Source organism: Alsobacter sp. P4_H11 (genome assembly GCF_056400925.1).
In genome coordinates, this window is the sequence record NZ_JBFUKI010000005.1 from 2,501 (window position 1) to 25,474 (window position 22,974).

17 protein-coding genes and 1 tRNA gene (1 of these 18 running past the window's edge) are annotated in these 22,974 nt (G+C 67.1%); 13 read left to right on the forward strand and 5 right to left on the reverse strand.

The genetic code is table 11. The features are described 5' to 3' along the window. From AC1DSZ_RS09680 to AC1DSZ_RS09690, 3 genes are all read left to right on the forward strand, one after another. Nucleotides 1–1,220, forward strand: partial view of an efflux RND transporter periplasmic adaptor subunit gene (locus AC1DSZ_RS09680; protein ID WP_476838162.1) — the 3' portion only. It extends 4 nt beyond the left edge of the window; 1,220 of the gene's 1,224 nt are visible here — the last part of the coding sequence; its start codon lies off the left edge, out of view; the stop codon is at nt 1,218–1,220. A gap of 2 nt (nt 1,221–1,222) precedes the next feature. Continuing rightward, nucleotides 1,223–4,372: an efflux RND transporter permease subunit gene (locus tag AC1DSZ_RS09685; protein ID WP_476838163.1), complete on the forward strand. Its 3,150-nt coding sequence runs from the start codon at nt 1,223–1,225 to the stop codon at nt 4,370–4,372. A gap of 218 nt (nt 4,373–4,590) precedes the next feature. Beyond that, nucleotides 4,591–4,740 (forward strand): hypothetical protein, encoded by a 150-nt coding sequence (locus AC1DSZ_RS09690; RefSeq protein WP_476838164.1) that lies wholly within the window; start codon nt 4,591–4,593, stop codon nt 4,738–4,740. Between the two features lie 53 nt (nt 4,741–4,793). Here AC1DSZ_RS09690 and AC1DSZ_RS09695 read toward each other — a convergent pair whose 3' ends face one another. After that, entirely contained in the window at nt 4,794–5,198 is a 405-nt protein-coding gene (locus AC1DSZ_RS09695; RefSeq protein WP_476838165.1) for a hypothetical protein, read from the reverse strand. Nucleotides 5,199–5,311: 113 nt separating this feature from the next. After that, nucleotides 5,312–7,270 (reverse strand): acetoacetate--CoA ligase, encoded by a 1,959-nt coding sequence (locus AC1DSZ_RS09700; RefSeq protein ID WP_476838166.1) that lies wholly within the window; start codon nt 7,268–7,270, stop codon nt 5,312–5,314. Between the two features lie 230 nt (nt 7,271–7,500). Between AC1DSZ_RS09700 and AC1DSZ_RS09705 the strand changes: the two genes are divergently transcribed. Further along, nucleotides 7,501–9,303 (forward strand): AsmA family protein, encoded by a 1,803-nt coding sequence (locus AC1DSZ_RS09705; protein ID WP_476838167.1) that lies wholly within the window; start codon nt 7,501–7,503, stop codon nt 9,301–9,303. Here the strand turns inward: AC1DSZ_RS09705 and AC1DSZ_RS09710 are convergent, their stop codons facing one another. Further along, nucleotides 9,304–9,990, reverse strand: a complete 687-nt coding sequence (locus AC1DSZ_RS09710) for a Crp/Fnr family transcriptional regulator (protein WP_476838168.1) — start codon at nt 9,988–9,990, stop codon at nt 9,304–9,306. A gap of 87 nt (nt 9,991–10,077) precedes the next feature. After that, entirely contained in the window at nt 10,078–10,932 is an 855-nt protein-coding gene (locus AC1DSZ_RS09715; protein WP_476838169.1) for an aldose 1-epimerase family protein, read from the reverse strand. A gap of 190 nt (nt 10,933–11,122) precedes the next feature. Between AC1DSZ_RS09715 and AC1DSZ_RS09720 the strand changes: the two genes are divergently transcribed. The 8 genes from AC1DSZ_RS09720 to AC1DSZ_RS09755 all read left to right on the forward strand — a co-directional run bounded on the left by AC1DSZ_RS09720 (nt 11,123) and on the right by AC1DSZ_RS09755 (nt 19,825). Next, nucleotides 11,123–11,198: transfer RNA gene (locus tag AC1DSZ_RS09720), tRNA-Phe, on the forward strand. Nucleotides 11,199–11,434: 236 nt separating this feature from the next. Continuing rightward, nucleotides 11,435–13,342 carry an ABC transporter substrate-binding protein gene (locus AC1DSZ_RS09725; protein ID WP_476838170.1) on the forward strand — a complete coding sequence of 636 codons (1,908 nt, stop codon included), beginning with the start codon at nt 11,435–11,437 and terminating at the stop codon, nt 13,340–13,342. Between the two features lie 78 nt (nt 13,343–13,420). Then, nucleotides 13,421–14,425, forward strand: coding sequence for an ABC transporter permease (locus AC1DSZ_RS09730; RefSeq protein ID WP_476838171.1), 1,005 nt, complete (start codon nt 13,421–13,423; stop codon nt 14,423–14,425). Beyond that, nucleotides 14,425–15,291, forward strand: coding sequence for an ABC transporter permease (locus AC1DSZ_RS09735; RefSeq protein WP_476838172.1), 867 nt, complete (start codon nt 14,425–14,427; stop codon nt 15,289–15,291). The genes AC1DSZ_RS09730 and AC1DSZ_RS09735 overlap by 1 nt, the downstream gene beginning before the upstream one ends. Continuing rightward, nucleotides 15,288–16,340, forward strand: a complete 1,053-nt coding sequence (locus AC1DSZ_RS09740; protein WP_476838173.1) for an ABC transporter ATP-binding protein — start codon at nt 15,288–15,290, stop codon at nt 16,338–16,340. The genes AC1DSZ_RS09735 and AC1DSZ_RS09740 overlap by 4 nt, the downstream gene beginning before the upstream one ends. Then, a complete protein-coding gene (locus AC1DSZ_RS09745) occupies nt 16,337–17,155 on the forward strand; it encodes an ABC transporter ATP-binding protein (protein WP_476838174.1) in 819 nt (272 codons plus the stop codon). Before AC1DSZ_RS09740 ends, AC1DSZ_RS09745 begins: the two co-directional genes overlap by 4 nt. A 26-nt stretch (nt 17,156–17,181) precedes the next feature. After that, on the forward strand, nt 17,182–18,726 hold the full coding sequence (arfA, locus tag AC1DSZ_RS09750) for an arabinosylfuranosidase ArfA (RefSeq protein WP_476838175.1): 1,545 nt from the start codon (nt 17,182–17,184) through the stop codon (nt 18,724–18,726). 40 nt (nt 18,727–18,766) lie between these two features. Beyond that, complete coding sequence (locus AC1DSZ_RS09755) at nt 18,767–19,825, forward strand: ArsR/SmtB family transcription factor (RefSeq protein ID WP_476838176.1); 1,059 nt, start codon at nt 18,767–18,769, stop codon at nt 19,823–19,825. On the opposite strand, the gene AC1DSZ_RS09760 is transcribed toward AC1DSZ_RS09755, so the two are convergent. Further along, entirely contained in the window at nt 19,809–21,071 is a 1,263-nt protein-coding gene (locus AC1DSZ_RS09760) for an MFS transporter (RefSeq protein ID WP_476838177.1), read from the reverse strand. The genes AC1DSZ_RS09755 and AC1DSZ_RS09760 overlap by 17 nt on opposite strands. Nucleotides 21,072–21,336: 265 nt before the next feature. Here AC1DSZ_RS09760 and AC1DSZ_RS09765 point away from each other — a divergent pair, with 265 nt between their 5' ends. Then, entirely contained in the window at nt 21,337–22,932 is a 1,596-nt protein-coding gene (locus tag AC1DSZ_RS09765) for an ABC transporter substrate-binding protein (protein ID WP_476838487.1), read from the forward strand. Nucleotides 22,933–22,974: the final 42 nt, after the last annotated feature.

Genomic DNA, 22,974 nt, shown 5'->3' on the forward strand with positions numbered 1-22,974 from the left:
CGTCGCGTTTGACCCTGCGCGCCTTGGCGCTTCTTGCGGCTGCCTCCGTGGCCAGCCATCCGGCTTTCGCGCAGTCCGCCCCCCCTGCCCCGGCGGGTAAATCCGACGCGAAAACCCCGGGGGCGGCGGGAGCGGCGCCCCGCTCGGTTCCGGTCGTGCTCGGCAAGGCGGAACGGCGCTCGATGCCGCTGAGGTTCGACACGATCGGGACCGTGCAGCCGATGGCGAGCGTGACTGTTCGCAGCCGGGTCGAAAGCCAGATCGCGGCCGCTCCGTTCGACGATGGCGGCAAGGTGCGCAAGGGCGACCTCCTGTTCCAGCTCGACAGCCGGCAGATCGAGTCGCAGATCAAGCAGAGCGAGGCGACGCTGACGCGTTCCCGGGCGCAGCTCGAACAGGCGCAGCGCGACGTGCGCCGCAACGAGGCGCTCGCCGCCAACGAATACGCCTCGCGGCAGAAGCTCGACGACAGCCGCACCGCCGTGCAGACGATCTCGGCGCAAATCCAGGCCGACGAGGCCGCGATCGAGACGCTGAAGGTCCAGCTCTCTTATTATACGCTGCGGGCGCCCATCGACGGGCGCATCGGCATGGCGGGGCTGAAGGCCGGCAACATCGCCAAGACGGGCGACAACTCGGTCGCGCTCGCGACCATTAATCAGATCAGCCCGATCTACGTGTCCTTCTCGATGCCGCAGCGGCTCCTGCCGGAGTTGCGCGACGCGATGGTGAACGGCGCGGGGTCGGTGCTCGCGACGCCTCAGGGCGCCCGCAAGGGCGTCGAGGGCAAAATCGCGGTGTTCGACAACGCCGTAGATGCTTCCACGGGCACCATCACGATGCGGGCCGTGTTCGAGAACGCCGACGAGACCCTGTGGCCGGGCGCTTTGTGCAATGTCCGGGTGACGCTGCGGACAGACGTGGACGCGGTCGCGGTGCCGCGCGAGGCCGTGCAGACGAGCCAGAACGGCACCTTCGTGTTCGTGGTTGTGGACAATGTCGCCAAGGTCCGGCCCGTGAAGGTCGCCCGGCTTGTCGATACATTTGCGGTGATCGAGACCGGCCTCAACGGCGACGAGACCATCGTGACGGACGGACAACTCCTGCTGACGGACGGCGTGCGTGTGGAGCCGCGTGAGCGCAAGCCCGTCGCTGCGCCTTCCGCCCCCACGGCGGGCGCGGCCGAAACGAAACCTGCAGACGCCGGCAAGGGAGCCTGACGATGTCGCTCCCGGAGCTTTGCATCCGCCGGCCGGTGATGACCACGCTCATCACCCTGTCCTTCATCATCTTCGGTCTATTCGCCTATCGGCAACTCCCGGTCGCCGCCCTGCCCCGGGTCGACTTCCCGACCATCAGCGTGCAGGCCAACCTGCCCGGCGCGAGCCCCGAGACCATGGCGGCCTCCGTGGCCGCGCCGCTGGAGCGGCAGTTCTCCAACATCTCCGGCATCACTTCGATGACGTCGCTCTCCTCGCAGGGGTCGACGAATATCGTGATGCAATTCGACCTCGACCGGAACATCGACGGCGCGGCGCTGGACGTGCAGTCCTCCATCGGCGCGGCGGCGCGACGGCTGCCGGCCGACCTGCCGAATCCGCCGAGCTTCCGCAAGGTGAACCCGGCCGACCAGCCGATCCTGTTCCTGGTCGTGACCTCGGCCACCCAGCCGCTTTCGGTGGTCAATGATTATGCCGAGACGGTGCTGCAGCAGCAGATCTCGCAGATCCCGGGCGTCGCGCAGGCGCTGATCTTCGGCGCGCAGAAATACGCCGTGCGCATCATGGTGGATCCAGAGGCGCTCTCGGCGCGCGGCCTTTCCTTCACGGACCTGCGCACCGCGATCTCGTCGGCCAACTCCAACCAGCCGACCGGCACGCTGCGCGGCGAGCGCCAGCGCGTCACCATCGAGGCGACCGGGCAGCTGCGCAAGGCGGCCGATTACAACGATCTCATCGTGGCGTCGCGCAATGGCGCGCCGGTGCGGCTGGAGGACGTGGCCACCACCAAGGATTCAGTGGAGAACGACGAATCCGCCAGCTGGTACAATGACCAGCGCTCGCTGATCGTCGCCATTTTCCGCCAGTCAGACGCCAACACGGTGGACGTGGTCGACAAGATCCGCGAGCGCATCCCGAGCTATCGCGAGCAGCTGCCGGCCTCCATCGGCCTGAACGTGTTGAATGATCGCTCCGTGCCGATCCGTGAGGCCGTGCACGACGTGAAGTTCACGCTCATGCTCTCCGTCGCGCTGGTCGTGATGGTGATCTTCCTGTTCCTGAAGTCGCTCACCGCCACGCTGATCCCCACGCTTGCCTTGCCGGTGTCGCTCGTCGGCACCTTCGCGGCGATGTATGTGATGGGATATTCCATCGACAACATTTCGCTGCTGGCCTTGACGCTGTCGGTCGGCTTCGTGGTCGACGACGCCATCGTGATGCTGGAGAACATCGTCCGGCACATCGAGGAGGGCATGAAGCCCTTCGAGGCGGCCCTCCTGGGCTCGCGCGAGATCGGTTTCACGATCGTGTCGATCACGCTGTCGCTCGTGGCCGTGTTCATTCCGGTGTTCTTCATGGGCGGCGTGGTGGGGCGCGTGTTCCGCGAATTCGCGGCCGTGATCTCGGTCGCGATCCTGGTTTCGGGCTTCGTGTCGCTGACGCTAACCCCGATGCTGTGCGCCCGCATTCTCAAGGCGCACGACGCGCATGCGCGGCCGAACCTGTTCTCGCGGATCGTGGACGCGGTTCTGGACGGCATCCTGGCGGCCTACCGGTGGGCCCTGGACGTGTGCCTGAAGGCGCGGCTCATCGTGCTGCTGCTCACGATCGCGTCCGTGTTCGTCAGCGTGAAGCTCTACATGGACGTGCCGAAGGGCTTCTTTCCCACCGAGGACACCGGCCTGATCCGCGGCGCGACCGAGGGGCCGCCGGACACCTCGTTCGAGGCCATGGCGGCGCGCCAGCAACTGCTGAACGAGATCGTCCGGGCCGATCCCGCCGTGGACTACTTGACGTCGAATTCGGGGTTCCAGTCGATCAGCCAGGGCTTCATGTTCATCGCCCTGAAGCCGCGCGAGGAACGTGAGCCCGTGAACGAGGTGATCGCGCGGCTGCGCCGCAAGGTCGCCGGCGTCCCGGGCATCAGCCTCGTGATGCAGCCGGTGCAGAACATCAATCTGAACTCCGGCCGTCAATCACGCGCGCAATACCAGTACACGCTGCAAAGCGCCGACCTGGCGGCCCTCTACAAGTCCGCGCCCGACATGCGTGCCCGGCTGGCCAAGATCGACATGCTGCGCGACGTCAACATCGACCTGCAGCTTTCCAACCCGCAGGCCATGGTGGAACTCGACCGCGAAAAGGCGGCTCAGTTCGGCGTCACCTCGGACCAGCTGCGGCAGACCCTCTACAGCGCCTTCGGGTCGCGACAAATCTCGACCATCTTCACCCCCGCCAATGACTACCAGGTCATCATGGAGGCGGACCGCATCTTCCAGACCGATCCGTCGGCGCTGTCGCGCATCTTCGTGCGCAACAATGCGGGCCAGAACGTGCCACTGGAAGCGATCGCGACGGTGACGCGCAATGTCGGTCCGCTCTCGGTGAGCCGGCAGTCGCAGCAGCCGGCCGTGACGATCTCGTTCAACACCGCGCCGGGCGTTTCGCTTGGCGACGCCGTGGAGGCGATCAAGCGGGCGGAGCGAGAGGCGGCGCTTCCGGCCTCGATCACGACCGGGTTCACGGGCTCGGCGCAGCTGTTCCAGGACGCGCTGAAGGGCCAGGGCGTGCTGATCCTGGCGGCCGTGCTGGTGATCTACATGGTGTTGGGCGTGCTCTATGAGAGCTTCATCCACCCGATCACGATCCTGTCCGGCCTGCCCTCGGCCGGCCTGGGCGCGCTGCTGGCGCTGCAATATTACGGCATGGACCTGTCGGTGATCGCGATCATCGGCATCCTGATGCTGATCGGCATCGTCAAGAAGAACGCCATCATGATGGTGGACTTCGCGATCGAGCGGCGGCGCGAGGGCGCGGACGCGCTGACGGCGATCCGCGAGGCCGCGCTGCTGCGTTTCCGGCCCATCATCATGACGACCTTCGCGGCCCTGCTCGGCACCCTGCCGATCGCGCTCGGGTCGGGCGCAGGCTCGGAGTTGCGGCAGCCGCTCGGCATCGCGGTGGTGGGCGGCCTGTGCGTCTCGCAGCTGCTGACGCTGTTCATCACCCCGGTGGTCTATTTCTACCTCGACAAGATCGAGACCATGCTGTCGGGCCGCGGCAAGCACGCGGTTCGGGATGACGCGGCCATTAGTGAAGCGGTTCCGGCCGGCGCGGCCCCGACGGGAGCCGCCTACCAGCGCGCCGACTGAGCTTTCGCTCTTCGCTAAAGGTTAACGCCGTCGCAATACGTGCAATCGGCGTTAACGCTCTCTTGAACATGCGGTTGAATGCCTGCCGGTTTATGGCAGGAATAACCATGAGTTCAATTTGAGTGGCGTCGCGCGTGATGCGTAGGGTGAAGTGGAGTTCCTCGGGCGCCGAGCCGTCGTTCGGCCCGCAAGGCCTCGCCGGCTCCGGCGGGAGTGGCATGCAGAAGCTCTGGAAGGGCTTTGCAGCTTTTCTGCTCGGCGTGACGCTTGGCGTCAGCGCGATCATCTTCGGTGAAACGGCGATCAGCAGTGCGCCCGGGGACGAACCCGCGAGCGTCTGGCAGGGTCAACCGCAACTGCGGCGCTGACCGGCGCTTTCCCGCAAGACGGACGAAGGCGGCCTTTGGGCCGCCTTTTGCGTTCAGGCGTCCGTGACGGTCGCGACCTTGAAGGTGTGCAACACGCCCTCTTCGTCGCGGATGGAGACGTAATCTCCCGGGTTGAACGTGTGATCGCCGAAGCGATAGCCGGCCTCGTCGTCGGCGCTGCGGGCGGGATCGTAATCAAAGGCCCAGTTGGCGCCGCCCTTCCCGCCCGGCCGGTGCACGAGGTGGCCGGTTTCGGTCGGCTCGCCGTCCCAGAAGCGCCTGACGCGGCAGCGGGCGCGCGCCTCGCGCCAGGCGTGGGCGTCGAGGCGCCCTGCCGCGTCCAGGGGCGCAACGAGATCGTAGCCGTGGCGGCTGGAGCCCTCGGGGTGCTCCTTGGAGCGCGCGAGGTGGAGGACGATGCGCTTGAGGGCCGTCTTTGCGCCGAGAACGTCGGACATGGGGGGATCTCCCGGTTGGATCAGTCGCGATCCAGCTTTCGGCCTCTTCGGCGTCCACGTCCTTGATGTTCCGCAAAGCCGGCCTGCCCGGACCGGCTTTTCTCAGCGGCCTCTCAGCTCTGCAGCTCGGGCAAGTTCGCGAAGAGCTCCAGCGCCTCGGGGTTGGCCAGCGCTTCCTTGTTATTGATGGGGCGGCCGTGCACGACGTCGCGCACCGCGAGCTCGGTGATCTTGCCGCTCTTGGTGCGCGGGATGTCGGCCACCGCCACGATGCGGGCCGGCACGTGCCGCGGGCTCGCGCCGGTCCGGATCTTGGTCCGGATGAGCTGCTGAAGCGCGTCCGTGAGAGCAGCGCCTTCCCGCAGGCGCACGAAGAGAACGACGCGCACGTCATTGTCCCAGTCCTGCCCGATGGCGAGGGCTTCGATGACCTCGGGGATCTGCTCGACCTGCGCGTAGATCTCGGCCGTCCCGATCCGCACGCCGCCCGGGTTGAGGGTGGCGTCGGAACGGCCGTGGATGATCATGCCGCCATGGGGCGTCCACTCGGCATAATCGCCGTGACGCCAGACGCCGGGGAACCGGTCGAAATAGGCGGCGTGATACTTGGCCCCGTCGGGATCGTTCCAGAACGCGATCGGCATGCACGGGAAGGCCTTGGCGCAGACCAGCTCGCCCTTGCCGGACGCGATGGGACGGCCCGCCTCATCCCACACGTCGACCGCCATGCCGAGGCCCGGCGCCTGGATTTCGCCCTTGTAGACCGGGCTGGTGGGATCGCCGAGAACGAAGCAGGAGGCGATGTCCGTGCCGCCCGACACGGAGGCGAGGTGCACGTCCGGCTTCACGGCCTCGTAGACATAGTCGAAGCTTTCGGGAGCCAGGGGCGAGCCCGTGGAGGCGAGCAGCCGGACGCTCGACAGGTCATGCGTGTCGCGCGGGCGCAGGCCGGCCTTCTTGCAGGCATCGATGTATTTCGCCGACGTGCCGAAGAGCGTGAAGCGCTCCGCCTGGGCGAAATCGAACAGCACCGGCGCCTGGGGGTGGAACGGCGAACCGTCGAACAGCATCAAGGCCGCCTTGCTGGCGAGCGCCGAGACGAGCCAGTTCCACATCATCCAGCCGCATGTGGTGAAGTAGAACACCCGGTCGCCCGGGCGCACGTCGCTGTGCAGCTGGTGCTCCTTGAGGTGCTGCAGCAGCACGCCGCCGGCGCAGTGGACGATGCATTTGGGCACGCCCGTGGTGCCCGACGAATACAGGATGTAGAGCGGGTGATCGAAGGCGAGCCGCTCGAACCGCAGCGGCTGCGGGGCGAAGGGCTCAAGGGCGTCCGCCAGCGCCACGCCATTGGGGAGCGCCGCGGCGGTCGCGGCGGCGTCGCCCAGATAGTCGACCACCAGCACGGTCTCGGCGCTCGTGAGCTGCGGCGCAATCTCGGCGAGCTTGTCGAGGATCGGCAGCCGCTTGCCGGCGTACCAGTAGCCATCGCAGGCGATGAAGAGCTTCGGCGCGATCTGGCCGAAGCGGTCGAGGACGCCGCGCACGCCGAAATCCGGCGAGCAGGACGACCACGTGGCGCCCAGCGAGGTCGCGGCCAGCATCAGGATCACGGTTTCGGGCAGGTTGGGCATCATGGCGGCGACGCGGTCGCCGACGCCGACGCCGCGCGAAGCCATCCATTGCTGGGCGCGAGACACCTCGGCGCGCAGCTCGCGCCAGCTCAGGCGCTTCTCGACCTTGTCCTCGCCGCGAAACACGATCGCGTCACCGTCGCCGTCGAGCGGCAGCAGGTTCTCGGCGAAGTTCAGCCGCGCATCCGGGAAGAAGCGTGCGCCCGGCATTTGGTCGTCGACCAGCACGCGATCGCCCTTGTCGCCGACCACGCCGGCGAAATCCCAGAGCAACGACCAGAACGCCTCGCGCCGGTCCACCGACGCCGCATGAAGCTCGCGGTAGGACCGTGCCTGCGTGCCTTCGCGCGCGTTGAACGCGTCCCGGAAGCGCGCCATCGCGGTTGATTCGACGCGTTCCCGCGAGGGTGTCCAGAGCGGGCGTTCTGCATCGGTCATCGTTCGGCCTTCTTGTCGGCTCAGCGGAGCTTCTGGGATAGCCAATCCTGCGGGTCGGGGAAAGTCGGCACAACGGCTGCGCGAAGCCTTTGGACAAACTCCATGCTTCAGCTTCGCCATCCTGCGCATGGTTAAAAAGTGGTATATCGTCTTGCTTAGTCGAACGGGCCCAACGGCCCTTGCGGGATCAGGATGACGGCTGGTCAGCTCCTCACGCGCGGCGGCGCGGCATGACGCGAAGGCTCGCGATCGCGCTCCTTTTGCTGGTCCTGGCCATCGGCGCCGGGGTGACGCCCTGGCCTGCGCCGCGGGCGGCGATTGACGCCCTGAGCCGTCTGGCCGCGCTGGGCGGTCCTGCGCCGCTGCGCGTCGCCGCAGCCGACGGGGCGACTTTCACGCTTCTCCCCGAACCGCGCCTCCAGACCGCCGGTCTGCGCGTCGAGAGCCCAGCCGGCGAGACGCTGCTCACCGTCGAGCGCGCGAGCGCATCGGTGCGGCTCGCGTCATTGTTGACGGGCGCGTTCGAAGTCGCGGACCTCACGCTCGTGCGGCCGAAACTTGCCGCGGCGAACGCCGCCTCGCTGGTCCCGGGCCTGGGTCTGGCTGGACCAGGGAGCGATGCGCGGGGCCGCATCGCTGATCTGGACCGAATGATCCTGATCGACGGCGAGGCGACCGGCGCGGCGATGCCGATCCAAGCCGTCAACATGGTGCTGCGGAGACGTGCGGCCGGCCTCGAAGCCGCCGGAACGCTGCGGCTGGGTGGGCAGGCGCTGGAGGTGCAGGTCGCCGGGCCTCGGCTCGATGCGCTCCTGTCGGGCGAGTACGGTCCCCTCGCGGCCTCGCTGCGCACCGGCCATGGATCGGTCGATTTCTCCGGCTCCTTCTCGGCCGGCCCCAATGCCCCCCAGGCAAACGGCAGCCTGACGGCGGCGCTCTCCAACGCCCCTGCCCTCACGCGATGGCTGGGCGTAGACTGGCCGCTCCCGCTCGGCGAAAGCGCGTCCGTGACGGCGACGCTGCGGCTCGCCGGCGCTGCGGTGGCGCTCACCGACGCGCGCATCCAGACGCCAGCCGGCGCGCTGGATGGAGCCTTGTCCGCAACCCTGACGGCCGGGCATGTCGGCCTGAGCGGGACGCTGGCCGCCGAGCGGCTCGACCTCACGGCGGCGCTGCGGCCCTTGTTCCCGGCGCGCCGCGCCGACGGCTCCTGGAGCGCCGAGCCGATCGATCTCAAGGCGCTGCCGGCCGGCGACGCCGACCTGCGCCTTTCGGCCGGGCGGCTGACCATGGGCAAGACCGTGTTCGACAATGCCGCCCTCTCGCTCCTGTCGCGGGCCGGAAGGGCGGACGTGACGCTGAGCAGCGGGGACTTCCTGGGCGGGCGCGTGAAGGGCCGGGCGACGCTGGTCTATGGCGAGGGCGACGGCGTCGACTTAAAGGCGCAGGGCTCGTTCGAGCGTGTGGACGCCGCCCTCGCGGCGCTGCTGTTTGCGGGCAGCGAGCGGCTGACCGGCGCGGCCGGCGGGTCCTTCGCGGTGGACGGGTCCGGCGCCAGCTTCGCGGCCCTGGTCCGCTCGCTCGACGGCAAGGCTTCGGTGACGATCCGCCAAGGCGAGCTGCTGGGCGTCAACCTGCCCGAGGTGCTGCGCCGGATCGAGCGGCGACCCCTGATCGCAGCACTCGACATGCGCGGCGGCAAGACGCCGTTCGACGTCGCCAGCTTCGGTGGGCGTATCGGCAAAGGCGTGCTCGACATCGCGGACGGCTCGCTGGCGTCTCCGGCCACCAAGGTGCTGCTCTCGGGCCAGGTCGGGCTTGCGGAACGGACGCTACAGCTCACCGGGCAGGTCCAATCCGCTGACCAGGGGCGCGACGCGGTCGTGCTGCCCTTCGCGGTGAGCGGCAGCTTCGACGAGCCCTCCGTCACGCCGAACGCCAGCGCCCTGTTCCGGAAGTCAGGCGCGCTCGCGCCGCAGCCCGTGCCGGCCAGCGCGGTGGTGGAGGCGGATCTCCCGCTGCCCTCGCCCTGATCAGTGGTCGCTCTGCAGGGCCTCGGTGATCCGGTCCTCGAGGACCTTGGGCTGGCGGATCACCAGCGCGCCGCGGGTCTTGGCGATGACGCCCTGCCCGGACAGGGCCGAGAGCTCGCGCGTCACCTGCTCGCGCCGGCAACCGATGCGCGCCGCCAGCACATGGTGGAAAGGCGGCGGGCTCACCACCCGCTCCCCGTTTCCGCCCGCGCGCGGCGCCGACATGCGGATCAGTTCGGCATAGAGCCGGTGTTTCAGGTCGAACACCGAATGCTCTGTGATGCGGGCGTTGAGCTCGCGGATGCGGGCGGTGAGGAGCCGAAGCAGGCGATCGCCGACCACCGGCGACGCGAACACGATCTCCTTGAACACGGACGCGGGCATGATGCACATCTCGGCGCGGGTCAGGGCCGTGACGTTGGCCGAGCGGCGAACATCGTCGATGGCGGCCAACTCGCCGAAGAACTGCCCGCCCTTCATCTCGGCCAGGATGATCTCCTTGCCGGACTGGGTCCGAATGAGGATCCGCACGTCGCCAGAGAGGATGAAGTACACGTCCGTCGATGGGTCTTCGAAGTCGACCACGATTTCGTCGTCGTCATACCGGCGCCAGGCGCAGCGCCGGTCAAACTTGTCGAAGTCGATGCCGGCGTCCTTGAAGAACGGAACGCGCGCGAGCGTCTGCATCCACCAGCCTCCCCATCAGAGAGGCGCATGCTAGTGCAGCTACAACTCAAGCGCGAAGTGCAAATGCGCTCTTAGGTTGCATTCCGGTCAAAGAACTGCGGCCATGTAGCCATGGGCGCGCATTTCGCCCGGCTGCAGCACGATCATGCCCGGTTTTTCGAAGAGATCGCCCGTGAAGCCCTCGGGATCGCCCGACCCCGTCCAGGTCTCGACGCATACGAACGGCGCTCCGGGCTTGCTCCACACGACCACGTTCGGGTAGTCGCGCCAGCCAATGCGCAATGTGGCGCCATCTCCCGTCGACAGGTCGAGCGAGCGGCTGCGGACGTCCATGAAGCAGAGCGCATCGTCGGGGAAGAGGCTGTCATCCAGAGGCAGGACGCGACCGTCCTGGAGGGGCGCTGTGCGGCGCCGGTCTGAGATCAGGCCGCCCGGCGCGATCACGGGCACGCTCGCCTCCTCGGCGGCCTCGAAGACGAGGCGCGCGCTCGCCTTGCTGGCCAGAAAGCCCGGATGGACGCCGACAGCGTAGGGCATGGGCTCGTCGCCCGTGTTCCGGACGGTGAGCGTCAGATCGATCGAGGTTTCGTCGATGGCGTAGTCGGCCGTGAGCGCGAATCCGAATGGATATTGGGCCAACGTCTCGGCGTTTTGCTCCAGCCGCATCCGGACAGTGCGATCGCCCGTCTGCTCGGCGCTGAACACCGAGCGCCGTGCGAAGCCATGCAGGCCGAGCGGGTAGGTGCGGCCGCCGACCCGCGATTCGCCTTCCCGCGTCCACCCCACCACCGGGAACAGGATGGGGCTGCGCTCCGGCCACCACTTGGGATCTCCCTGCCAGAGGATCTCGCGCCCTCCCAGCCGCCAACTGCGCATCTCGGCGCCGAGCGTCGCGATCTCGAGCCGATTCGCGCCGGCCTCCAGAACAATGGCATCCGTCATGGGCTCGCCCTCCCCGGCTAGGCGTCGATCTCGGCAGGTTTGCGCCGCGATCGCCGGCGCTACTCGGGGCGAAACCTAGCCTGCCGCGGTTTGCGCCGCCACGTTCGAGCGACGCCCGATTCAGGCTGGACAGCCGACGATCCCACCCCTATAAACCGCCCCGTTCGCGGCGCTCTGGCGCCCGCCGGACGCCCAGGTAGCTCAGTTGGTAGAGCATGCGACTGAAAATCGCAGTGTCGCTGGTTCGATTCCAGCCCTGGGCACCATCCGCCCTGCGGAATGGTCCAAGCTGCCTTTTCTGACATCATCAGGCTGACGAGCGCTCGAAGTGAGCGCGTCAGGCGACTGCGACCTGCGTCCGAGCGCGCCAGCGGGCGCACACCAGTTTTCGTATCGGTTGTTCGGGTCTAAATCCGATTTGCCGTTGTTGCCCATTCAAGCCCGAACTATGCTGCCCAAATAAGCGAGCGCTCGAGAAAGCGCCGCGCCTCGGGAGGAAATGATGAGCCGCACTACTCGTGCCTGGCTGATGGCAGCCTGCGTCCTTTCGCCAAGTCTTTTCGCGCTCGCCGCGCCTGCGAATGCTCAGGGCATTCCGCAGAACATCCCGCGTAACGAGACGCTCATCCTCGAAAATCCTGAAGGCACGATCAAGAACGCCGGCTGGTTCAATATCTGGTCCATCAATGCTGGCAGCCAGTCCAACGGCCTGCAGCAGGCTGCGCTGGATACGCTCTGGTATATCGACCCGGAAAGCGGGATCGATGGCGTGTGGGACAATTCGCTCGCGTCCGAGAAGCCGAAATACAACGCCGACTTCACCGAGATGACCGTGAAGCTGCGCAAGGGCATCTTCTGGAGCGACGGCGTGGAGTTTTCGGCCGCCGACGTGGTCGGCACGGTCGAGACCCAGATCAAGAACCCCAACATGCGCTTCAGCGCCGTGCTGGCCAACAACGTGGCCAGCATGGAGATGCCGGACGAGAGCACGGTGATCTTCAAGCTGAAGAAGCCGAACTCGCGCTTCCACACCAACTTCACGGTGCGGTGGGGCGCCATCTGGATCATGCCGAAGCACGTCTTCGACAAGGTCGCCGACCCGCTGAAGTTCGACTTCAACAAGCCGGTGTCGCTGGGCGCCTACACGCTCAACAGCTTCGACCCGGACGGCAAGTGGTACATCTGGCAGCTGCGTGAGGACTGGCAGCGCAGCTCGCTCGGCCGCTTCGGCAAGCCCGGCCCGAAATACCTCGCCTATGTGGATCCGGGCCCGCCCGACAAGCGCGTGATCGCGCAGCTAAACCACGAACTCGACGTCATCCACGACATCGCCCCCGAGGGCATGTTCACGCTGGCGAAGCAGAGCAAGACCACGACGGCCTGGTTCAAGGGCTTCCCCTTCGGCCACCCGGATCCGACGCTGCCCGCTCTGGTGTTCAACACGCAGAACGAGAACTTCAAGAACAAGGACGTCCGCTGGGCGCTGGCGCTGCTGATCGACATCAAGGCCGTCGCGATGGCGGCCTATCGTGGCGCGGCGACGATCTCGGCCATCGCGGTGCCGCCGACCGGCAAGCACCCGGAGGCCTATCACCAGCCCATGGAGGCCTGGCTGAAGGACTTCGAGGTCGACACCGGCAAGCAGAAGTTCAAGCCGTATGATCCGACCGTGGGCAAGCAGATCGCCGACATGCTGCGCCCGTCGCTGGGCGAGCAGATCCCGCAAGACCCCAAGGACATAGCCAAGGCCTTCGGCCAGGGCTGGTGGAAGACCAACCCGCAGGCCGCGCAGGAGCTGCTGGAGAAAGCCGGCTACAAGAAGGTCGGCGGCCAATGGCAGACGCCGGACGGCAAGCCGTTCACCGTCCGCGTCATGGTGGAAGGCGACCTGCGGCCGGTGATGACCCGCGCCGGCAGCATGATCGCGCAGCAATGGAAGCAGGCCGGCATCGACGCCAAGATCGACGTCGCGCAGGGCACGCTGCTGACGCGGCGCGGCGCCGGCGACTTCGACACCTTCATCGGCTGGAGCGTCGAGACCTGGGGCGGACACCAGGACCTGTCCTACTTCATGGACAGCTGGCACTCGCAATTCGTCGCCGAGGCCGGCAAGCCGCAGCCTCTGCGCAACTGGCAGCGTTGGTCCAGCCCCGAGCTCGACAAGATCATCGAGCAGACGCGCACGATCGACTTCGACGATCCGAAGGCGATCGAGCTCGGCAAGGACTATGTGAAGCTCGCCGCGCGCGAGATGCCGATCATTCCGCTGATGGCCTACAACGTCTTCACGGCGATGGACCAGACCTACTGGACCGGCTACCCGACGGCCGAGAACCCCTACGCCAACCCGGTCACGAACTGGGGCAACTCGCGCTACATGTTCGTCAAGCTCAAGCCCACCGGCAAATAAGGGGCACGCGCCTCTGCAATGCCCGAACGGGCGGCGATCCCCTCGCCGCCCGAACGCTCCCCGCATCCCGGAAGGCTCATGAGCGGTTACCTCGCATACCTGGCCAAGCGGCTCGGGCAGTTCGTGCTGGTCGTCTTCATCGGCGTGAACATCGCCTATGTGGTGACGCACGCGACGCCCATCGATCCCGTCGAGCAATCGATCTCGGCCGTGACCTCCTTCGGCAACACGGCGCCGGAGGCGATCGAGCAGATGCGCCAGTCGCTCAAGGAGCTCTATGGCGTCGGCGGCTCCTGGCGGGAGCAGTATTTCACCTTCTGGTCGCGCATCCTGCGCGCTGATTTCGGGCCGTCCATGTCGGCCTTCCCAACGCCCGTCTCGGCGCTGATCGGCCGGGCCCTGCCCTGGACGGTCGGACTCCTGGTGGTGTCGACGCTGGTCACCTGGGCGCTCGGCAACCTGCTTGGCGGGCTGGCCGGCTACTACCAGCGCAGCCGCTCCTTCAAGCTCATGGGCGTGGTCGCGATGGGGCTGCACCCGATCCCGTACTACATCGTCGCCCTCATGCTACTGATCGTGTTCGGCTTTCTCTGGCCTGTGCTGCCGATCACGGGCGGCTCGGCCATGAACCTGCCGCAGGGCTGGACGCTGGCCTTCATCGGCAGCGTGATCAAGCACTCCATCCTGCCGGCGCTGTCGCTGATCCTGATCGGGGTCGGCAGCTGGTTCCTCGGCATGCGTTCCTTGGTGTCCAACATCGTGACCGAGGACTACGTGCAGTTCGCCGAGCTCGGCGGCGTCAACCGCCGGCGCATCCTCGGCTCCTACGTGATGCGCAACGCGCTGGGGCCGCAGGTGACCGGGCTGGCAATGTCGCTCGGCGGCATCTTCAACGGCGCGATCATCACCGAGAAGGTGTTCGGCTATCCGGGCGTGGGCACGCTGCTGGTGGACGCCGTGTATGCGGGCGATTACGGGCTGGTGCTGGGCGTGACCACGATCTCGATCCTGGGCGTGTCCGCCGGCGTGCTCGCCATCGACCTCCTTTACCCCCTCCTCGATCCGCGCGTGCAGGTGGCCTGATGCTGGCGATCCTCCGCGACCTCCTAAAATACAATCTCGAATTCCGGATCGGGATCATCCTGGTCGGAATCGTGGTCGGGCTGGCGATCTTGTCGGGGTTCTCGCCCTACCCGCCGGGCGACGTCTATGTGGTGCCGCCGGACGTGCCGCCCTCGAGCGCCTACTGGTTCGGGACCACCTCGCGCGGGCAGGACGTGTTCTGGCAGGTCTGCGTCGCCATCCGCAACACGCTGCTGTTCGGCATCACGGTGGCGGCCATCAGCCGAGTGCTGTCGCTCGTGATCGGGCTGCTCAGCGGCTACAAGGGCGGCTGGATCGACCGCGCGCTGATGGCTGTGAACGACACCTTCATCGTCATCCCGCTCTTTCCCATCCTGGTGCTGTTCTACTTCGTGATGCGCGACAGCATGACGTGGCTGATGCTGGCCATGATCATGGCGACGCTGGGCTGGGCCTATGACGCGCGCTTGATCCGCGCCGTCGCGATGAGCCTGAAGACGCGGGAGTTCAGCCAGACGGCCGTTTTCTCGGGCATGAGCACGCGCGAGATCCTGACGCGCGAGCACCTGCCCTACGTCATGCCCATCGTGTTCTCGACCACGATGAACAACATGAACTGGTCGATCGGCCTGGAGGTGACGCTCTCGGTGCTGGGATTCACGGACATCAACACCCCCACGATCGGCGGCATGATCTATTGGGCCAACCAGCACACCGCCATCGTGGCGGGCGTCTGGTGGTGGATCGCGTTCCCGATCGCGGTCGTCATCATGGCGTTTGTCGGGCTGTTCCTGCTCGCCGTGTCGATGAACGAGTATATCGACCCGCGCAGCCGGTTGAGCCGCATGGGCGGAGGCGCGCGATGAGCGGTCCCGTCGCCCTGCAATCGCCCGCGACGCCCGTCGCCGGGGCTGATTCCGCAAGCGATCCCGTGCTGCGGGTGAACGACATCCAGGCGCATTTCCGGACGCAGCATTTCGGCGTGAGCCGCGAGGTGCGCGCCGTGGACGGCGTGACCTTCGACGTGCGCCGCAACGAAATCTACGGCCTGGCTGGCGAGTCCAGCTCCGGCAAAACCACGCTGATCAAGACCATCGCGGGCGCGATCAAGCCGCCCCTGCAGGTGGTGGGCGGCAGCGTCCATTTCAGCTTCATGCCGGGCTATCCGGGGCTGCACGCCGCGCCGCCGGCCGAGGTGGAGCGGGTGCGCTGGCGCCACCTCTCCTATGTGATGCAAGGCTCCATGAACGTGCTGAACCCGATGCGCCGGGTGATCAGCACCTTCCAGGATTTCGCCTGGCGGCATCTTGGCGGCTCCCGCAAGCAGTTCGAGGAGCGCGTCGTCGCGCATCTGGCGCGGGTGCGGCTCGATCCCGCGGTTCTGCGCGCCTATCCGCACGAGCTCTCGGGCGGCATGCGCCAGCGCGTCACCATCGCGCTGGCCACCATCTGCAAGCCGGACTTCATCATCGCGGACGAGCCCACGACGGCGCTGGACGTGATCGTCCAGAAGGACGTGCTGGGGATGATCCGCAGCATCCAGCAGGAGATGGGCTCCTCGGTTCTGTTCGTCACGCACGACATGGGCGTGCATGCGCATCTCACCGACCGGCTCGGCATCATGTATGGCGGGCGGCTCGTCGAGGAGGCGCCGACGCCGGAGATTTTCTCCCGGCCGCTGCACCCCTACACGGTCTACCTGATCGGCAGCCTGCCGCGCATCGGCGACGACACGCCACGCAAGAGCCTGGAGGGCAGCCCGCCCAACCTCGCCGACCCGCCCACCGGCTGCCGCTTCCACCCGCGCTGCCCGCTGGCCATGGAGGTCTGCGCCCGGCAGGTCCCGCCCATGGTGGAGAGCCTGCCCGGCCACCGGGTCGCCTGCCACGCCGTGAACCCGGGAGCCGCCGCATGAGCGAGCCCCTGCTGCGGCTGGACCACGTGTCCAAGACCTTCGCGCGCGGCGGCTTCTTCAGCCGCCGCCGGATCGAGGCCGTGAAGGACCTGTCTTTCACGATCGCGGCCGACAAGGCCGAGATCTTCACAATCATTGGCGAGTCGGGCAGCGGCAAGTCGACCACGGCGCGCATGATCCTGGGGATCGAGCGACCCACCGGCGGCAGCCTCCAGTTCGACGGGCTCGATGTCGGCGCGCTGAACGGCCATGCCGACCGGATGCGCTTCATGCACGCCGTGCAGCCGATCTTCCAGAACCCGTTCGAGGCCTTCAACCCGTTGAAGCAGCTCGACCGCTACCTCTTCCTCACCGCCCGGCGCTTCGGGGCGGCGCGGGACAATGCGGAGGCCGAGCGGCTGGCCGACGAGGCGCTGCGCAAGGTCGGGCTGTCGCTGGCGGAGGCGAAGGGCCGCTTTCCGCACGAGCTTTCGGGCGGCCAGCTGCAGCGCGTCGCCATCGCGCGGGCGCTTCTCTCGAACCCCAAGCTGATCGTGGCGGACGAGCCGGTCTCGATGGTGGACGCCTCGCTGCGCATGGCGATCGTGAACCTGTTTAAGGCGCTGCGCGACGAGCTCGGCATCTCGATCATCTACATCACGCATGATCTCGCCACCGCGTACTCGATCAGCGACCGCATCATCATCATGCAGAAGGGCGAAGTCGTGGAGGCGGGCGACGCCCGCGCCGTGCTGGCCGCGCCCCAGCATCCCTATTCACGCCAGCTGCGCGAGGCGGTGCTGACGCCCGACTCGCCGCGGGCGCTTGCTTCCTGAAACGCCGCTCTCCGAGGGAGACCACGATGAGAAAAGCCACCGTCCTCATGGACCGCGATTTCGCGATCGGACAGACCGATCCGCGCCTGTTCGGCGCCTTTGTCGAGCATCTCGGACGCTGCGTGTATGGCGGCATCTACGAGCCGGGCCACGCCACGGCCGACGAGAAGGGCTTCCGCCGCGACGTGCTGGACCTGGTGCGCGAGCTCGGGCCGACCATCATGCGCTACCCGGGCGGCAACTTCGTTTCCGGCTACAATTGGGAGGACGGCGTCGGCCCGGTGGAGCAGCGGCCGACCAGGCTGGATCTCGCCTGGTTCACCACGGAGCCGAACACCTTCGGCACCAACGAGTTCATGGACTGGTGCAAGGCAGCGGACGTCGAGCCCATGATGGCCGTGAACCTCGGCACGCGCGGCGGCGATGAGGCGCGCAATCTGGTCGAGTACTGCAATCATCCGGGCGGCACCTACTGGTCCGACCTGCGCAAGCAGCACGGCTGGGAGCAGCCGCACAACATCAAGTTCTGGTGCCTGGGCAACGAGATGGATGGCCCCTGGCAGATGGAATACAAGACCGCAACGCAATACGGCATGGTCGCCAAGGAAGCGGCCAAGATGATGCGCTGGATCGACCCCACCATCGAGCTCGCGGCCTGCGGCTCCTCGGCGCGCAACATGCCGACTTACGGTCGCTGGGAAGACGAGGTGCTGGAGCACACCTTCGACCACGCCGAGTTCATCTCGCTCCACACCTACTTGAACAACTACAAGGACGACACGGCCTCCTTCCTGGCCTCGCCCGACCTGATGGACAACTTCATCGACGAGGTCGTGGCCATCGCGGACGGCGTCGCGGCGCGCCGTCGCTCCACCAAGCGCATGATGCTGAGCTTCGACGAGTGGAACGTCTGGTACCGGACCCGCCGCAAGCGCCAGGACCGGGTGAAGGAAGGCTGGCCGGTGGCCCCGCCGATCCTGGAGGAGATCTACACGATGGAGGATGCGCTCGCGTTCGGCGGCGCCTGCATCTCGCTGCTGAACCACGCCGACCGCGTCAAGTCGGCCTGCCTGGCGCAGCTCGTCAACGTGATCGCGCCGATCATGACCGAGACCGGCGGCCCCGCCTGGCGGCAGACGATCTTCCACCCCTTCGCGCAGATGTCGAAGTTCGGCCGCGGCAAGGTGTTGCGCGCGCAGGTCGAGAGCGACAGCTACGATTCCGAATACTACGACCCGCGCGGGTCGCAGGAGGTGTCGTACCCGGTCACCAACGTGGCTTACCTGAAGCTCTCGGCCGTCGCCGACGAGAAGGGCGGGCTGTCGCTGTTCCTGCTCAACCGCGACATCGCGCAGAACATGGAGGTCAGCATCGACGTGCGCGGCTTCGGCCGGCTCGCGGTCGGCGAGGCGCTGGAGCTCCGGCACGATGACCTCAGCGCCATCAACGACAAGAATGCGCCCGATCGCGTCGCGCCGACGGCTCTTTCGGGCGTCGTCGTGGATGGCGGGCGCATCCGCGCCACGCTGAAGCCGGCGTCCTGGAACGTCATTCACCTGACAGCCAACTAACCGCCGCCGGCCATCGGCCGGTCCGGCTCAGGATTGCGACATGCTGGACCGCAAGGACGCCAAGACCGCGACGGGCTCGACCAAGCCCGTCGCCAAGCCGAAAACCGGCGACGACGCCCGAGAAGCCGCCGGGCGCAGCTTCCTGGTGGTGAACCCGGAACGCCAGTTCGACGTGATCCGCGGGCTCGCCTCTCCCGTGCGGGTCCGTATCCTACGGCTGCTGCGCCGCAGCGGGGCGCTGAACGTCAACCAGATCGCCGAGAAGCTCGGCCTGCCGCAATCCACCATCGCGACCAACATCCAGATCCTCGAAGAGGCGGAGTTGATCCTCACCGACGTCGTGAAGGCCGCGAAAGGGCAGCAGAAGATCTGCTCGGCGCGTTTCGACGAGATCGTCGTGCGGCTCGACGCGGACGACCCCAGCCGCGACAAGAACGTCATCGAGGTGGAGATGCCGCTCGGCCTCTACACCAGCTACGACGTCTCGGCCCCCTGCGGCATGTGCTCGACCCAAAGCATCATGGGCGTGCTCGACGTGCCGGACCTGTTTCTGGACCCCTGCCGCGTGCAGGCGGCGCTGATCTGGTTCGGCCGGGGCTTCGTGGAATACAAGTTCCCCAACAACGCCAAGGTGCTGAAGGCCGACCTCGCCGAGATCGAGTTCCAGATGGAGCTCTCCTCCGAGGTGCCGGGCACCAACACCAACTGGCCGTCCGACATCAGCCTGTGGGTCAACGGCGTGAAGGCCGGCACCTGGACGTGCCCGGGCGACTATGGCGACCGGCGCGGCGCGCTGACGCCGCGGTGGTGGAAGCTGGAGGGCTCGCAATATGGCGTGCTGACGCGCTGGCGCATCACGCCCTCAGGCGCGTTCATGAATGACGAGAAGCTCTCGGACGTGTCGCTGGCCGACCTGTCGCTCTCCGATCACCACTCGATCCGCCTGCGCATCGGCATCGAGCCGAGCGCGTCGCATCCGGGCGGCGTGAACATCTTCGGCCGCGGCTTCGGCAACCACAACCAGGACATCCTGATGCGGCTGCACCTGCGCCCGGCGGGCTCGCCCCGCGCTGAGCGGCCGCTCAGGCTGCCGCCGTGAGCCCGCCGCCGACGTCCGGCGTCTTGCGCCGGCGCATCAGCAGCCAGCCGGCCGCCGTGAGGTTCAGCAGGTTCCAGGCGACGCCGTTCAGGAAGGCAATGCGGTAGCTGCCGGTGTAGTCGTAGATCACGCCAGACACGTAGCCGCCGAACGCCATGCCCAAGATGGTGGCCGACACCACCAGGCCGATCTTGGCCCCCGCCTCGCGCGGCGGCAGCAGCTCGCGGCAGATCACCGCGTACATGGGGACAATGCCGCCCTGGAAGAGCCCGAAGATGCCCGACACGATGTAGAGCGACGTGAGCCCGTCAAACAGCGTGTAGAGCACCAGCGCCAGCCCCTGCATGAAGGAGCCGATCAGCAGCGTCGCCGCGCCGCCGATGCGGTCCGCGACCAGGCCGGAGCCGATGCGCGAGAAAATGCCGAGCGCCAGCATCAAGGACAGCATCTCGGCGCCGCGGGCGACGCCGTAGCCGAGGTCGCCGCAATAGGCGACGATGTGGACCTGCGGCATCGACATGGCGACGCAGCACGAGAAGCCGGCCGCAATCAGCAGCATCACGAGAAAGCGCGACGACATGCCGACGTCTGCACGAGCCGCCTTGGTGGCGGCCTCAGCGTCCGCCATCATGCGGGCCGAGGGGCGCTGGCGCATGAAGAACGCGAGCGGCGTCACCGTGACGGCGATGAAAAGGCCGATGCCCACATAGGTGTAGCGCCAGCCAATGGCCGGGATGCCGAACTTGATCACCAGCGGCCAGATCGTGCCGGCGATGTAGTTGCCCGACGCCACGATCACGACCGCGAGGCCGCGCCGCTTCACGAACCAGTGCGAGATGTCGGCGATCATCGGGGCGAAGCCGGTACCGGCGAACACGCCGATCAGCAGCGCGTGAATGGTGGAGAACACCATGAGATTGGGGGCGAGGCCCGCGATCACGAAGCCGCCGCCAAGACCAACGCCCGCCATGCCGAGCAGAAGCGCGATGCCGGTGCGGTCCATCATGCGCCCGAGCACGATGGTGCCGAAGGCGACGCCGAACATCATCACCGTGTAGGGCAGCGAGGCGCCGGCGCGGTCGACGCCGAACTCCGTCTGCACGCTGGGCAGCACCACGATCACGGCCCACATGCCGGCGCCCAGGATGGTGGCGATCAGCAGCGACAGCGCCAGCCGCGTGTAGGCGTAGCGGCTGTCCGGAACGTAGCGGTCGGCCGGGATCGGCTGGCTCTGGGCGGCGGGCATCGGCAAGGTTCCAGGTTCCGCGGGACTCGCGGGAGTGGGCGGCAGGTGAACACCTGCGGTGAGGCTGCACAAGGCTTGATCATGCATGGCTGGGGACGCCGCGCCTCGTATTTGATCGGCCGCAAGGCGCACGCTGCCTATAAACAAGGCAGTCACCCGCCTCGCGAAGCGCGTTCGTCTCGCGCCCGGGCGCTTCCCGCGATCTGGCCCGCTCCTTGCTGATTGGCATTCCGCAATCGCTGGAGACCCGCGACCCATGAAGACCATGCATTTGGCCGGCTACGCCGCAGCCCTGACGCTCAGCCTCGGCCTGACGGGCTCGGCCCTGGCGCAAGGCACGCTGCGCATCGGCATGACGGCCTCCGACATTCCGCTCACCACCGGACAGACCGACAACGGCGGCGAAGGCCAGCGCTTTCTGGGCTACACGGCCTATGACGCGCTGATCAACTGGGACATGAGCAGCGCCACCAAGCCGTCGGACCTCGTGCCCGGACTCGCGACCTCATGGGCCGTGGACGCGACCGACAAGACGAAGTGGGTCTTCAAGCTGCGCGACGGCGTGAAATTCCACGACGGCAGCGCGTTCACGGCCGACGCCGTGGTGTGGAACCTCGACAAGCTGCTCGTGAAGGAAAGCCCGCAGTTCGACCCGCGCCAGTCTGCGCAGGGCCGCTCGCGCATTCCGGCGGTGGCGAGCTATAAGGCGATCGATCCGCTCACCGTGGAGATCGTTACCAAGACGCCCGACGCCACCCTGCCCTACCAGCTCGCCTGGATCATGATGTCCTCCCCGGCAAACTGGGAGAAGCAGGGCAAGAGCTGGGATGCGGTCGCCAAGGCCCCGTCCGGCACCGGCCCGTGGAAGATCGTCAACTTCGTGCCGCGTGAGCGCGTCGAGCTGGTTCCCAACGCGGACTATTGGGACAAGCCGCGGGTCCCGAAGCTCGACAAGATGGTGCTGATCCCGCTGCCCGAGGCGAACGCCCGCGTGGCGGCGCTGCGCTCGGGCCAGGTCGACTGGATCGAAGCGCCTGCGCCCGATGCCGTGGCGTCGCTGAAGCAGGCCGGGTTCAGCATCGTCACCAACGCCTATCCGCATAACTGGACGTGGCACCTGTCGCGCGTCGAGGGTTCGCCCTGGAACGACATCCGCGTCCGCAAGGCCGCCAACCTGGCGGTGGACCGCGAGGGGCTGAAGGAACTGCTCAGCGGCATGATGATCCCGGCCGAGGGCTTCTTTCCGCCCGGCCATCAGTGGTTCGGATCGCCGAAGTTCAAGCTGAAGCACGACGTCGCCGAGGCCAAGAAGCTGATGGCGGAGGCCGGCTACGGCCCCAACAAGCCGATGAAGACGAAGATCCTGATCTCGGCCTCCGGCTCGGGCCAGATGCAGCCGCTGCCGATGAACGAGTTCGTGCAGCAGAACCTCGCCGAGGTCGGCATCCAGGTCGATTTCGAGGTTGTGGAGTGGAACACGCTCATCAACATCTGGCGCGCCGGCGCCAAGCATGAGAGCTCCCGCGGGGCGACGGGCATGAACTACACCTACTTCATCCAGGACCCCTTCACGGGCTTCGTCCGCCACCTGCAGTGCAATCTCGCGCCGCCGGCCGGCACCAACTGGGGCTCCTATTGCGATCCCGAGATGGACAAGCTGTTCGACCAGGTACGCAACACCTTCGAGCCGAAGGAGCAGACCGCGATCCTGCAGAAGATCCACGAGAAGTACGTGGACGAAGCGCTATTCCTGATGGTCACGCATGACGTGAACCCGCGCGCCATGTCGACCAAGGTGAAGGGCTTCGTGCAGGCGCAGAACTGGTTCCAGGACTTCTCGCCCATCACGATGACGAAGTGAGGCGCACCGCCGCTCCGTCCCGCGCCGCTCTGGCGCGGGACG